At 61.9% G+C, this 13,362-nt stretch carries 13 protein-coding genes and 1 pseudogene; 7 read left to right on the top strand and 7 right to left on the bottom strand.

Annotated elements, in window-relative coordinates; genetic code table 11:
- Positions 1-258, bottom strand: a pseudogene (locus B5483_RS21120) (aromatic ring-hydroxylating oxygenase subunit alpha); the annotation flags it as partial.
- A 148-nt stretch (positions 259-406) separates the two neighbouring features.
- On the opposite strand from B5483_RS21120, the gene B5483_RS21115 reads away from it, so the two are divergent.
- The 4 genes from B5483_RS21115 (at position 407) to B5483_RS21100 (ending at position 3,390) form a co-directional block, all read left to right on the top strand.
- Complete coding sequence (locus B5483_RS21115) at positions 407-1,189, top strand: SDR family NAD(P)-dependent oxidoreductase (RefSeq protein WP_054948275.1); 783 nt, start codon at positions 407-409, stop codon at positions 1,187-1,189.
- On the top strand, positions 1,186-2,004 hold the full coding sequence (locus B5483_RS21110) for an SDR family NAD(P)-dependent oxidoreductase (RefSeq protein ID WP_054948274.1): 819 nt from the start codon (positions 1,186-1,188) through the stop codon (positions 2,002-2,004). Before B5483_RS21115 ends, B5483_RS21110 begins: the two co-directional genes overlap by 4 nt.
- 25 nt (positions 2,005-2,029) lie before the next feature.
- Positions 2,030-2,809 (top strand): SDR family oxidoreductase, encoded by a 780-nt coding sequence (locus B5483_RS21105; RefSeq protein ID WP_054948273.1) that lies wholly within the window; start codon positions 2,030-2,032, stop codon positions 2,807-2,809.
- A gap of 77 nt (positions 2,810-2,886) precedes the next feature.
- Positions 2,887-3,390, top strand: a complete 504-nt coding sequence (locus B5483_RS21100; RefSeq protein WP_054948272.1) for a VOC family protein — start codon at positions 2,887-2,889, stop codon at positions 3,388-3,390.
- Here the strand turns inward: B5483_RS21100 and B5483_RS21095 are convergent.
- The 6 genes from B5483_RS21095 to B5483_RS21070 form a co-directional block, all read right to left on the bottom strand.
- Positions 3,387-4,157 (bottom strand): glucose 1-dehydrogenase, encoded by a 771-nt coding sequence (locus B5483_RS21095; RefSeq protein ID WP_176168155.1) that lies wholly within the window; start codon positions 4,155-4,157, stop codon positions 3,387-3,389. The two genes, B5483_RS21100 and B5483_RS21095, sit on opposite strands and share 4 nt — an antisense overlap.
- Complete coding sequence (locus tag B5483_RS21090) at positions 4,154-4,573, bottom strand: nuclear transport factor 2 family protein (protein WP_054948270.1); 420 nt, start codon at positions 4,571-4,573, stop codon at positions 4,154-4,156. The genes B5483_RS21095 and B5483_RS21090 overlap by 4 nt, the downstream gene beginning before the upstream one ends.
- Positions 4,574-4,659: 86 nt before the next feature.
- On the bottom strand, positions 4,660-6,006 hold the full coding sequence (locus B5483_RS21085; RefSeq protein WP_054948269.1) for an aromatic ring-hydroxylating oxygenase subunit alpha: 1,347 nt from the start codon (positions 6,004-6,006) through the stop codon (positions 4,660-4,662).
- A 70-nt stretch (positions 6,007-6,076) separates the two neighbouring features.
- Positions 6,077-6,634 carry a VOC family protein gene (locus B5483_RS21080; RefSeq protein WP_245829499.1) on the bottom strand — a complete coding sequence of 186 codons (558 nt, stop codon included), beginning with the start codon at positions 6,632-6,634 and terminating at the stop codon, positions 6,077-6,079.
- A gap of 4 nt (positions 6,635-6,638) precedes the next feature.
- A complete protein-coding gene (locus B5483_RS21075) occupies positions 6,639-7,961 on the bottom strand; it encodes an aromatic ring-hydroxylating oxygenase subunit alpha (protein ID WP_079731881.1) in 1,323 nt (440 codons plus the stop codon).
- Between the two features lie 148 nt (positions 7,962-8,109).
- Positions 8,110-10,314, bottom strand: a complete 2,205-nt coding sequence (locus B5483_RS21070; RefSeq protein WP_054948267.1) for a TonB-dependent receptor — start codon at positions 10,312-10,314, stop codon at positions 8,110-8,112.
- Between the two features lie 196 nt (positions 10,315-10,510).
- On the opposite strand from B5483_RS21070, the gene B5483_RS21065 reads away from it, so the two are divergent.
- From B5483_RS21065 to B5483_RS21055, 3 genes are all read left to right on the top strand, one after another.
- Complete coding sequence (locus tag B5483_RS21065; RefSeq protein ID WP_079731874.1) at positions 10,511-11,182, top strand: TetR/AcrR family transcriptional regulator; 672 nt, start codon at positions 10,511-10,513, stop codon at positions 11,180-11,182.
- 144 nt (positions 11,183-11,326) lie between these two features.
- On the top strand, positions 11,327-12,673 hold the full coding sequence (locus tag B5483_RS21060) for an aromatic ring-hydroxylating oxygenase subunit alpha (RefSeq protein WP_079731873.1): 1,347 nt from the start codon (positions 11,327-11,329) through the stop codon (positions 12,671-12,673).
- Positions 12,673-13,359 carry an SDR family oxidoreductase gene (locus B5483_RS21055; RefSeq protein ID WP_054948264.1) on the top strand — a complete coding sequence of 229 codons (687 nt, stop codon included), beginning with the start codon at positions 12,673-12,675 and terminating at the stop codon, positions 13,357-13,359. Before B5483_RS21060 ends, B5483_RS21055 begins: the two co-directional genes overlap by 1 nt.
- Positions 13,360-13,362 lie beyond the last annotated feature (3 nt).

The following is a 13,362-nucleotide window of genomic DNA, read 5'->3' as shown; positions in this document are numbered from 1 at the left end:
GAAGTCACCCGGTTCGGGCAGGTCCTCTTCACGTGCCACGAACTGCCAGACGTAAGGCCACATGCGCTCGCGTTCGAGCTTCGCGAATTCCTCGCCGGTGTAGCGCTCGGCAGGGATCGGGTCGGAGCCGCGATAGGTATAGCTCTCTTCGGTCAGGATCTTCGGCGGCGTTCGCGAATCCGTGGCCATCAGTTCGGCCCAGGTGATACCTTCGCTGCGGTCTTCGCCCAGTTTCACTTCGGGGTCCCGGTCAGCCATTTCTCTGCATTCTCCCAAGAATGGAATTCCCTGTTTGGCCCATGTCTGGACCAGCGTGAAGGCATAGTCACCTTGCCGAAATCATAGGTTGTTCCACGGCCGGGATCGGCCATGTTGCCTTTGGAATGAAATTTTTTGGGAGACTGCCGTGAGCAAACGGCTTGAAGGCAAGGTCGCGCTGGTCACCGGAGGCACTTCGGGCATCGGCGCGGGCACGGTCGAGCGGCTTGCCGCCGAAGGTGCAAAGGTCATTTTCACCGGTTCGAACGAGGCCGCCGCGCAGAAACTCTGCGCTGCCACCGGCGCGCGGTTCGAAAAGCACAACGTGACCGACGCTGCGGCCTGGGGACCTCTGATCGACCGCATCCTCGAGGAGCATGGCCGACTGGACATCGCATTCGCCAATGCCGGGATCGAGGCGGGCGACGGAAGCGTCGAGGACATCACCATCGAGGCCTGGAACAACATCATGGGCGTGAACCTGACCGGAGCCATGCTCACGGTGCAGCACGCCATGCGCGCCATGGCCAGGAATCCCGATGGCCCGACCGGCTCGATCATCGTCAATTCCTCGATGAACGCGCACCGGGCGATGGGCAATTTCGTGGCCTATTCGGTTTCCAAGTCAGCAGTTCTCGCGCTGGTAAAGTCCTCGGCCGTTCACGCAGGCAACCAGAAATACAAGATCCGCGTCAACGCCGTCCTGCCGGGCGTGGTCGAAACCGCGATGATCAAGAACCTGATCGACAAGTCGGGCGACCCGGAAGCCACGCGTGCCGCTTATGAGGGCCTCTCTCCGATGGGTCGCATGGCCACGGTCGAGGAAATCGCCGGGCTCGTCGCCTGGCTGGCGTCCGACGAGGCCCGCTTCTCCTCGGGCAGCGAATTCACCATGGACGGTGCCAGCACTGCAGGGATGAACGGCGTATGAGCGATCTGGGTTCACAACGCCTGCAAGGCCGCGTCGCCCTCGTTTCCGGCGGCCTGCGCGGCATCGGCCTCGCCTGCGTCGAACGCTTCCTGGCCGAAGGCGCGGAAGTCGTCATTACCGACCTCGATGCGCCCGACAGCGAACTTGCCACCTCGACCGTCGAACGGCTCGGACAGGCGGCCAGCTACGTCCAGGCCAATGTCACCAAAAGCGAGGATTGGGAACGCGCGCGCGCCACTGTCGCCGAGCGCCACGGGAAGCTGCACATCCTGGTCAACAATGCCGGCACCGACCTGACCGGTCCGGTCGAAAGCCTGACCGACGGGGACTGGCGGCGCATCATGTCGATCAACGTCGACGGTGTCTTCATGGGCACCCGCGCCTTCGTCCCGATGATGGCCGAAAGCGGCAAGGACTTCAAAGGCGGCGCATCGATCATCAACGTCAGCTCGATCATGGGCCTTGTCGGCATGAGCGAGGTTTCCGCCTACAATGCCACCAAAGGCGCCGTGCGCATGTTCACCAAGGGCATCGCCGTCGAATTCGCGGAAAAGAAGATGCCGATCCGCGCCAACTCGCTCCACCCGGGTTTCGTGGTCACCCCCCTGCTTGCGCAAGGCTTTCAGCGCTGGGTTGACAGCGGCGTTGCCGAAAAGGCGCAGGACCTCGTCGACATGGTCGCCGGCAAGACGCCGATCGGCCGCCTGGCGGATCCTTCGGAACTGGCCAGCGCGGTATATTTCCTCGCCAGCGAGGACAGTTCCTACATGACCGGCGCCGAACTCGTCGTCGACGGCGGCTGGACCGCCCAGTAACCTCAACAAGGGGAGAGATAAGACCATGACCATCGCCCTTCCCGGCGTCGTCGCCGTCGTCACCGGCGCGGCCGGCGGCATCGGCCGTGAAATCGTCAAGGCCATGAAGGCCGCCGGCGCAACCGTGATCGCCACCGACTTGCGCGACAGTGCAGAGATCGAGGGCGCGGACCATTACCTCAGGCACGACGTCACCAGCGAGGCCGACTGGCGCGCGGTGGAAGCACTGGTGCGCGAGAACTATGGCCGTCTCGACGCGCTGGTGAACAATGCGGGCTTCTCCATCGTGACGAAGTTCGAGGACACGCCGCTGTCCGAATTCCACAAGGTCAACGCGATCAACGTGGATTCCGCGATCATCGGCACGCAGATCATGCTCGACCTGCTCAAGGCTGGCGGCAAGGCCCGCAAGGCCGGCGCGTCGGTCATCAATTTCTCGAGCGTGGGCGGCCTGCGCGGCGCGCCGTTCAACGCCGCCTATTGCACCAGCAAGGCCGCGATCAAGATGCTGACCAAGTGCCTTGGCGCCGAGTTCGGCGCGCTGGGCTACAACATCCGGGTGAACTCGGTGCACCCCGGCGGCATCGACACGCCGATGCTCGGTTCGATCATGGACCGCTACGTCGAAATGGGCGCCGTACCCTCGCGCGAAGTCGCGATGCAGGGCATTCTCGCCAATCATCCGATCGGCAGGATGGGTCGGCCCGATGAAATGGCCGGCGGCGTGGTGTTCCTCGCCAGCGAGGCCTCCAGCTTCATGACCTGCGACGAACTCGTGATGGACGGAGGCTTCAGCCAGGTCTGACCCCGGATCGCGATGCAACGGGAGCCGCCTGCACCATCGGCTCCCGCCCTGCAATGCCAAGTGAAGGATCCCGCGCAATGTCCCGCAAGCTGCCCGGCGTAATCGGCGTCCACCATATCGGCGTGTCGGTTCCCGACCTCGACAAGGCTCGCGAGTTCTATTTCGATATTCTCGGCGCAGTGGAAGAAGTCGAGCCGCTGAGTTGGGCCGACAATCCCTTCATCGACAGGATCGTGGGCCTCGAAGGCAGCGCCGCAAGGCAGTTCTTCTGCCGCCTCGGCAACGTCCAGATCGAAGTCTTCGAATACAGTGCCCCAAGGCAAGCCCCGCTCGCCCCCGGCCGCGGGGTCAACGAATATGGCTACACGCACTTTGCGATACAGGTAGAGGATCTGGAAGCCGTGCACGAACGCATCGTCGCGGCGGGCCTGCCGGTCCATGCGCCGCCCGACATGTCATCGATCACCGTCGATGCCGACGGGACCAAACACGGCTATTCGGGAACCTACTGCCGCGACTTCTTCGGCAACGTGTTCGAGATCCTGGAAATCCACGAGACGCCGGAAATCCTGCCGATCTAAAGCGACGAGCCCCCGTCGATGACGAATTCCGCGCCAGTGGCAAAGGCGCTCTCGTCGCTGGCGAGATAAAGGCACAGGGCTGCCACTTCCTCGGGCTTGCCGATGCGGCCGATCGGATGGCCGGCTACCCATTCGGCATAGAGGGCGTCGGGATTGTCCGACTGCGCCAGCACCTTGTCGAGGATCGGCGTATGGATTACGCCGGGGTGCACCGAATTGCAGCGCATGCCGTACTTCTCGCGGGCATAGTGCAGTGCGATCGACTTGGTCATGTGCGTAACGCCCGCCTTCGCCGCGTTGTAGGCGGCTAGGTAGTGCGCGGCACGAATGCTCGCCATCGAGGCGATGTTGATGACCGACCCGCCGGTGCGCTTCATCAGCGCGATGACGTGCTTGCAGCCCAGGAATACGCCGGCAAGATCCACGTCCAGCTCGTGCCGGAAGGCATCGAGCGCGAGGTCCTCGACCGAACCGATGGTGGTGATCCCCGCGCAATTGACCAGCACGTCGATCCGGCCATGAAGCGCCTCGACGCGTTCGAAGGCGGCGATCCACTGTGGCTCGCTCGTGACGTCGAGGCTGACGAACGCCGCCGCCCTGCCCAGATCATCGGCCAGCGCCTGACCGCCTGCCTCGTCGATGTCGGCCAGCACGACATGCGCGCCTTCCCGAACGAAACGACGGACAATCGCCTCGCCGAGACCGGAGGCCGCCCCGGTGACCAGTGCGACCTTTCCGGCAATCCTGGCCGTCCCGGACACGATCATGCCTCGATCGGAATGAGGAAGTCCATCGTGTAGCGCGTGGCCTTCCAGCCCGCATCGGTGCGCTTGACGTCGAAGTAGTAGCGGCCGTTCACGGTGATCCCGCCGCCCGCCTTGTATTTGCCCATGCCGATCACATAGGCACGGATCGACGCGGTATCGCCGTCATAGGCGGTGATCGCGAAGTTGGTCAGGTAATGGGCATGGGCGGACATCGCCTCGAAAGTGTCCTCGAAGAACCCGCGGATCTCTCCATGCCCGTTGAGGCTGGGGAAGTTGATGCCCGAAAGGTCGAACACCGCATCCTCCACGAAGACATCGAGAATGCCGTCGATGTCGTGCAGGCTGTCCACCGCGTGAGCGTAGGAGACCAGCAGGTCCTGAATGGCAAGGCGGTCCTCGATCGGGCAAGCGGTCATCTGCAGCAATCCTCTCAGGTTTGGTATCTTGAAAAGAGGGGCCGGAAACCCGTTCGGCGGCCGACCCCAAGGGGAATGTCAGGCGATCAGCGGCGCCCTTCGAGGTAATCGTTGATGACCTCGTGGAAGCGACTGATGCGGGTTTCCTGTTCGGCCAGGTAGGCCCGGTCGAAGCCCATCGATTGCAGGCCCTTCTGCTGGGTCACGGCCAGCGACAGGTCCTGCGACAGGAAATCGCCCTGCGCGATCGCGGCCTTCTTCTCACCGAACAGCGCGGTCTCGTGCTCGGCTTCCTCGTAGGGACGCATGCCATAGAGCGTGGCGACTTCGTCGGCGCCCTCGATCTCGGGGACCATGTACCAGTAGTCGAATGTCGACCAGTTGGGGTCTTCCGGATCGGGTTCGGTGCGGAACATGTGCAGGCCCTCGGGCGTCCCGGTCAGCGTGAGGTTGGGGAAGCAGGTGTGATGGAACTGGTCGGTCAGTTCATCGTCGCTCATCTTCGCGAAGTGATGATGCCCCCGCGCAGGCCCGAGCCGGCGCCGCGCTTCCTGCAGGGCCTTGCGCGCTTCCTGCGCCTTGCCTTCGAATTCGGCCGGGTCGAGATCCCACTCCTTCAGCACGTCGGCCCACAGCGGCATGACGTTGACCGAAGTCTCGTAGCGGCTGGAGGGCTGCAGTTTCTCGATCATGCGGTTGTGCCCCTGAGGGTACATCTCGAAGATCGTCGTCGAATAGTGGTCGTCGATCATCGGCTGGAACTGAGGATGCACGGCCGGGATGTGATAGGACTCGTTGAAGTTGTCCGAGGCGAACTTCCAGTTTGTGTTCACGCGCAGGGTCAGCCAGACGACGCGCTTCCAGTTCGCCAGATCGCGGTTGGCAAGCAGTTGCGGCACCGGATCGAGGTATTCCTGCAGCGGCAGCGCATTGGGATCGAAGCTGTAGAAGACGAAGCCGCCCCAGGTTTCGCAGGGCACTTCCTTCATCCGCAGCTTCTCGCAAGGGTTGCCCTGGGGAAAGTCCTCAGGGTCCTGCACTTCGTCGAGCGCGCCGTTAATGTTCCATTTCCAGTTGTGGTACGGACAGGTCAGGTGCTTGGCGACGCCGCCTTCCTCGACATTGACCAGTCGGTTGCCGCGATGCTGGCAGACGTTGAAGAAGGCGCGGATCGAGCCGTCTTCCTGCCGGATCATGATCACCGATTCATGGCGGAAGTTGTGCGTGATGAAATCGCCGGGCTCCTCGAGCTGGCTTTCGCGCCCGCCCACGTGCCAAACCCGCTTCCACATGTGCTCCCATTCGCGGTCTGCGAATTCCCGGGAGTAATAGCGGTCGCCGGTAATCGCATCCCCGCGCGCCCTGGGAAACTGGGCGGAAGGGTGCGTGGGATAAGTAGCGGCCTTTTCTGGGACTTCGAGGTATCTTGTCATGGCAGACTTTCCTTCTGTCCCGGTCTTCTCCGCTACGCACCGGGTCGGGTTTTCTTGTGTTTTGTTCTGGTTATTGCGCCTCGGCAGGAAATCCGGGGCGGATAGGATCGTTCACGCCGTCCCAGCCATCTGCGGCTGCGGCAACGCGCTCGAAGAAATCGGTCTGGATCGGGTTCTCTTCGATCAGCTCGATCATGCAGCCAATCGACTTGCTGGTATCGATGTAGCTGAAACGGAAGCCGCCGAACTCGCCGTCGACCGCAGTCACGAAGCCCTGGTCGATGTAGCTGGCGTAAACCGCGTCGTAATCGTCGGTATAGATGGCGAGATGGTGAAAGCCCCCCTCGCCTTTCGCGATGGTGTCGCGATAGGCGGAGGGGCTGTCGCAATGCTGCTGCACCAGCTCGATCTGCACACCGCCCGATTGGGCGATGGCGACCGAGAAATCGAGGCCCGCGGCTTTCTTGCCGCGATAGGCGTATTCGGAGACCTCGATGTGCGGGACGACGAGGAACGGCCCGATCCCGGTAGTCTGGGTCCAGCGCGTGCAGGCGGTCTCAATATCGTCGACCATCAGCGCCACCTGCATCACATGGCGCCCCGGGACACCGGGAGCGGGCAGTTTCATCGGATCAGTCCTTGTTCTGGACCATGTCGTTCAGCAGTTCGTGGAACCGCTGCACGCGCTTTTCCTGACCCGGCAGAATGCAGCCTTTGAAGCCGCGCGAATTGAGGCCCTGCTGCTGGCTGGTGCCGATCGACAGATCCTGGTCGGCGACATAGCCAAGGCTCACGCCATCGCCATAGACCGAGTGGCGGGCCTCGGCGTCATGCCGAAACGGCAACCTGCCGATCGGTGTATCGACTTCCTTCATGCCTTCGACCGGCGGATAGAGGCACCAGTGCTGGAACACGCACTTTTCCGGATCGGTGGGATGCGGTTCGGTGCGCAGGATCTGGCACTGCTCGGGGCTCATCGTGATCGTGAGGTTCGGGAACAGCGTGCAGTGGAAATAGTCCACCAGTTGCTGGTCGGTCATATCGTCGTAGTTCTTGTAGCCACGGCCCGGCCCGAGCTTGCGCTTGGCCTCGATGATCGCCTGACGCAGGTCGCCGGTGTGACCGTTGTACTCGGCCGGGTCGATGCCCCAGGCGGCCGCGATCTCGTCGAGCGGGGCGGGAACCTCGGTGGTGTGGAAGTCCTGCCGCGTGGTCGCCTGATGGCCCTTCATCCACATCGAGTTGTGGCCCGACGGGTACATTTCGAACAGTGTGTCGGGAAGGCCGTCGTTGATGAAGGTCGACAGTTCCGGGTGGATCGTCGGCAGGTGGTAGGATTCGTTGAAGTTGTCGCGGATGATCTTCCAGTTGAACTCGCAGTCTGCCGACAGGTTGAGCACGCGCACCCAGTTGTCGAGGCCGTAACCCTTCAGGCGCTCGGGGAACGGCGAGAGCCATTCCAGCAGCGGCGGGACGTCATCGTCCATGCACCAGAACACGAACGGTCCCCAGGTCTCGCAGCGAAGCTCGGACAGGTGCACCTGGCCGCAGGGGCTGCCGCCCTCGAAGTCGTCCGGATCCTGCACTTTGGCCAGGGTCCCGTCGAGATCGAAGGTCCAGTTGTGGTAGCCGCATACGATGCGCGGAACGCTGGCGGCATCGCCAAGGACGAGGCGGTTGCCGCGGTGCGGGCAGGAATTGTAGAAAGCACGGATCGAGCCGTCCTCCTGCTTCACCATGATCACCGATTCCTTGGCGAAGTTGTGGCGGATGATGTCGCCCGGCTCTTCCAGTTCGGCAAGGACACCGCCCAGGTGCCAGACCTTGGGCCAGAGGTGCTTCATCTCCTTGTCCATCCACTCCTTGGAGATGTAGCGGTCGGCGGTGATCGTATCGCCCCGAACCGGCTGATCGAATTCCTTGGAATAGCGTGAGATATTGGCCTGAACGTTCATGATCTGGGTCCTTCTCGATTCCCGGGGGCTGGCCAGCGGCATTGCGGGCCGAAATCGGGTTTGCGGCAAGCGGCAAGGTCGCGGATTTGCGCGACGGGGTCGAAGCCCGATGATTGCGTCTTATCGAGCAACCTTGCCTCTCCCATTTTCAGAAGCTGTAGCGGAAGGTCGCGCCATATTCGCGCGGCGTTCCGAGCGAGGCCAGCGTACCGATGCCGGCCAGACTCAGCTTCTGGTTGAAATATTTCTCGTCGAACAGGTTACGACCGTAGAGGCCGATCTTCCAGCCGGCATCGTCCGGCCCCCAGTTCAGGCTGGCATTGACCAACTCGACCGGTCCGACACGTTCCACAGGCAGGTTCGTGTAGCTGGTGAACTTGGAGCTGGAATAGGTGTACTGGCCGTTCGCGGTCAGTGTACCATTTCCAAGCGCCATCTGCCAGTTGGCCCCGAACGACGCGTTCCATTTGGGCGAGTTCATCAGGCTGTTTCCCGCATAGGAAGCGGGAACGAGACCACCCGTCGCCGGGTCCAGTATCTGGGTGTCGTATTCCTTGTACTTGGCATCGAGGTAGGCCAGTGCGCCGGTCAGGGTCAGGCCGTTGACCGGGGCCGCGGTGACTTCCAGTTCGAAGCCCTTGGTCTCGGCCTTGCCCGCGTTGGCGATCGAGGCCGAGTTCGCACCCGAAGGGTAGGTGATGTTCTGCACCACCTGCATGTTCTTGTAGAAGTTGTAGAACGCGGCAAGGTTCACGCGCAGGTGACGGTCAAGCAGGTCGGCCTTGAAACCGGCCTCGATCGTGTCGAGCTTTTCCGGATCGAACGGACCGATGTCCTCGGCCACGACGATGCGTCCGGTAAAGCCGCCCGACTTGAAGCCGCGCGCATAGTAGCTGTAGAGCATGACGTCGGGCGTGACCTTGTAGTCGAGCCCGACCTTCCAGCCGACGTTGTTCCATGCCTTCTTGCCGCTCGCGACGATCAGCGAGCCCGGGATCAGCGGATCGTCGAAAGTCGCGACGCCGTCCGGATTGATCGTATTGGCCGTCGTGGAGACCGCATCGGTCTTTTCGTGGCTATAGCGAATGCCGGCCTGCAGACGAAGGTCGGGCGTAATGTCCTGGTAAAGCTGGGCAAAGCCGGAGATCGACCAGTTGGTCTGCTCCTGCGTCTGCGGCTGGCCAAGGCCCGGCAGGAAGCCGTCGAGCTTGCCCTGCTGGTCCAGCGTGTAGTGCTGGCGGAAGTAATAGCCGCCCACGATGAGGCGCGTGGTGTCGGTGATATTGACCAGGTCGCGCAGCTCCTGGCTGAACTGGTGATGCTTGATCCGGCGATGCGTCTGCAGCAGCACCAACGTGGTCGCATCGTCATCCGAGTAGAGATCGTTGTCGTAATCGCGATAGCTGGTGATCGACGTCCAGTCGCCGATGCCGGTCGACAGGTTCTGCGTCAGCGTGACCGTATAGGTATTACGGTCGTTCGCGTCAGGCTGATCGTAGCTGAGGCCGCGCTTGAAATCGAAAGCCTTTTCGGTCTCACCGGGAACATAGAACAGTTCACCCGGGCCGGCGAGCAGGATGCCCGTCTGCGAGCCATTGCGGCTGCGCACGTATTCGCCGATCAGGGTCGCATCGTAATTGCCCTCGGCATACTTGAGGTAGCCGCGCAGCGAGGTGATGTTGCGCTCGCCGATGCGGCGATTGTCCGCGTAGTTGCGGAAGTAGCCGTCCATCGAATTGTGCAGGACGCTGATCTTGCCCGAAAGATTATCGGTGATCGGGAAGTTCAGCGCGGCATTGAGCTCAAGATGGTTGTAGTTGCCGTACACGGCTTCGAATTCGCCGCCCAGTTCGCCCGTCGGCTGCTTGGTCACGACGTTGATGACGCCGCCTGTCGTATTGGCGCCGAACAGCGTGCCCTGCGGTCCGCGCAGCACTTCGACCCGGTCGATGTCGAACAGCGAAAGCAGCGCTGCGGTGTTGACGCCGACGACGACCCCATCGACCACCACCGAAACCGTCGTGCCGACATAAGGATCGGCATCGTTCACACCGACACCGCGAATGGTAAAGACAGCCGAATCCGGAGAGTTGGAGAACGTGTTGATCTGCACGTTCGGAATCGAATTGGCCAGGTCGGAGACGTTGTTGACTTGCGCTGCGGCAAGGGTCTCGCCCGTGACCGCAGTCACCGAAATCGGAACGTCCTGCTGGCTTTGCGCCTGCTTTTGCGCGGTAACGACGATTTCTTTCAGACCGCCGGTGGAATCTTCGCTCTGTTGTGCATGGGCCGGCGCCTGCACGATGGCGGCGCAGCAGGTTCCCAGCAACAGATATGATAATGCCTTCTTCATGCCTCTCACTCCCCTCTCGTTCTTCCGCCCACACTTGTGATGCGTGGATTCGGAAATTCGGGGTGACCGAAAATAAACCGGCTCCCCTGCCGGTTTTTATGCTATACCTTGCGACGTCTGCTAACCTGCGACTTTGATTAGGTGCTGCTAGCAGGCCCTGCCTGGGCAAAATCCGGCGCAAAATTCGGGGGTGAGAATGACGATCGAAGCATTGCAGGACCGTATGTTGAGCGCCCTGCGACCGGATCACGTGTCCGAGCCGCCGACGAAATGGCAGCAGCGCAAGAGCGCCAAGATGCGGGAACGCCTCGTTTCGACCGCCGTCGATTGCCTCCTCGAGCACGGCTATACCGGCCTCACCACCGCCGCCGTCGCCACCCGCAGCGGCGTTTCACGCGGGGCCATGCACCACCATTTCCAGACGCGCATGGAACTGGTGAGCGCAGTCGTCGAACACGTCGTCTTCGAACGGATGCGCGCCTACCTGTCGGACTATTTCGACATCCTAGCCAACCGCCAGGGCGAAGCGATCATCGAACTGGCCTGCGAAGCGCACTGGCGCTCGGCACAAAGCCGGGAGTACGCGGCCTATCTGGAACTCACGGTCGCCGCGCGCACCGACGCAGAACTTGCGGCCATCTTCAATCCCGCCTCGCGCCGCCTCGACGAAGTCTGGACCGGCGAGATGATCGAGGCCTTCCCGCAATGGAAGGATCACTGGGACATGCTGAAACTGTCGCACGATTTCATCAGCGCGATGCACATGGGCATGGTCCTGCACAAACCGATCTACGACGGCACCGGGCGCATGGAAGTGCTGCGCCGCTTTGCTTCGCACACCATTCAGGAGCTTTACGACAGGCGCTAGGAGATCGATCGAAGCGCCCATTTTCTGCCTCGCTTGAAAAAACCGGCACCTCGACCCGCTTTCTCTCACATATGACAGGTGTCGCAAGGCTCAGTCCTCTTCCAGACTTCGAAGCATAACGAATCGAATTGGGAGAGAGGTCCCATGAACAAGCCGGCCGACTTCGAAGCCCCGCTCGACGGGCGCGATCCATCCAACCTGCGCGGCGATCCCATCACCGGCGATCGCTACTATTCGCACGAATTCATGCAGCGCGAATGGGGCATGATGTGGACGCGCATCTGGCACATCGCCGGACGTACCGCGGACATTCCCGAGGCCGGCGATTTCGTCGTCCATGACTTCATGAAGGAATCGGTGATCGCCGTCCGGCAGGAAGACGGCTCGGTTCGCGCCTTCTACAATTCCTGCGCGCATCGCGGGATGCGCATGGTCAAGGGCATGTCCTCGGTCGATGCGATTTCCTGCCCCTATCACGGCTGGCGCTATGGCATCGACGGCAAGCTGATCCACGCCCAGGACAGCGATATCGATTTCCCGCAGGGCAATCCTTGCGGGAAGCTCGGCCTCAAGGAACTGCGCTGCGAGATCTGGGGCGGCTTCGTGTGGTACACGATGGCCAAGGAAGGCCCCTCGCTCTACGAATACCTCGCGCCGATGCCCGAGGTGTACAAGAACTATCCGATGGACACCGCCGTGCGCGTTGCCTGGTATCGCATCGCGCTCAACGCGAACTGGAAGTTCGTCACCGACAATTTTTCCGAGAGCTATCACACCCGTACCGCGCATCCGCAGGTGCCGCCATGGATCGATCAGGACGTCGACACCGCCAGGCATGAGATGTGGCCCAACGGCCATGGCCGCACGGTGCAGCCGATGCGCCCGTCCCTGTCCGACCGACTGCCGGCAGACCAGCCGCACCCCTACAAGATGATCCTGCAGGCCTGGGGCATCGATCCCGAAGGCTACGCCTCTTATGAGGAAATGGCGATGCAGGGATGGCTCGATCTCAAGGCGGCCAAGCAGCGCGAATGGAAAGAGCGCGGCTATGTGCACTATGAGCACATGGACGACGAGGAGATCACCGACAGTCCTCACACGGTGATCTTCCCTAATGTGACGATCAGTTTCCTGCCCGACAACCTCGTCTTCTTTCGCAGCGAACCGCACCCCGAAGACCCGGAAAAGTGCTACTTCGACCTGTGGTGCATGGCCTTCCCGGTCGAAGGACAGGAAATGGTGGAATCGGTCATGGCCGGCCCCAAGCCGCTGCGCGAAGTCGCCGAGTGCGAACACCGCGATTTCGACAACGGCAAGGGCATCCCCGAATTAACCGGACAGATCGTCTTTCAGGACATGGAACTTGCCGAAGGCATGCAGGCCGGCATGCATTCGCGCGGCTATACCGACGCGTACCTGCCGGCCCAGGAAACGCGCGTGCGCTTCTTTCATGAAGTGCTCAATGACTGGCTCGAAGGAAGGAAACCCTGATGGCAAATGTGGCAATGACCGGAGCGGGTCGAGGCATCGCCCTCGAACTCGTCAAACAGCATTACGCGAAAGGCGACCGCGTCTTCGCGCTGGTGCGCAACCCGGCAGGGGCAAGCGAGCTGAACGCTCTGGCCGAAAGCTCCGGCGGACAGGTCACCGTGCATGAAATGGACGTCGGCAACGACGCTTCGGTCGCGGCCGGCGCTGCCTCCACCGGGGATACCCCGATCGACATTCTCTACAATGTTGCCGGTGTCCTTGGCGAACCCTCCCCGCAGCTCGAAGCCATGGACTGGAAGGACTTCGACGACACTATCGAAATCATGCTCAAGGGACCGATGCGGGTGATGCTCGCCTTCCTGCCGCGCATGAGCGAAGGTTCGAAAGTCATCAACTTCTCGAGCCAGCTCGCCGCGTCGACTTGGCCATATGGCGGATATTATCCTTATGTCGCAGCAAAGGCCGGCCTCAACCGGATGATGCGCTCGGCAGCCATCGACCTCAAGGACCGTGGCATCGTCATCGGCCTGCTTCACCCCGGCTACGTCCAGACCGATATGGGTGGCCCCAATGCCGAAATCAGTCCTGAAGAAAGCGCGAGCCAGATTATCGCCCTCGCCGAAGGCTGGACGCTCGACAAGTCGGGCGACTTCTACAAGTGGAACGGCGAACAACACGCCTGGTAAGGG

Origin of the sequence: Novosphingobium mathurense (assembly GCF_900168325.1) — a bacterium.
In the GTDB taxonomy this organism is placed as follows: Bacteria; Pseudomonadota; Alphaproteobacteria; order Sphingomonadales; family Sphingomonadaceae; genus Novosphingobium; species Novosphingobium mathurense.
This window is presented reverse-complemented; position numbering and strand designations above follow the sequence as displayed.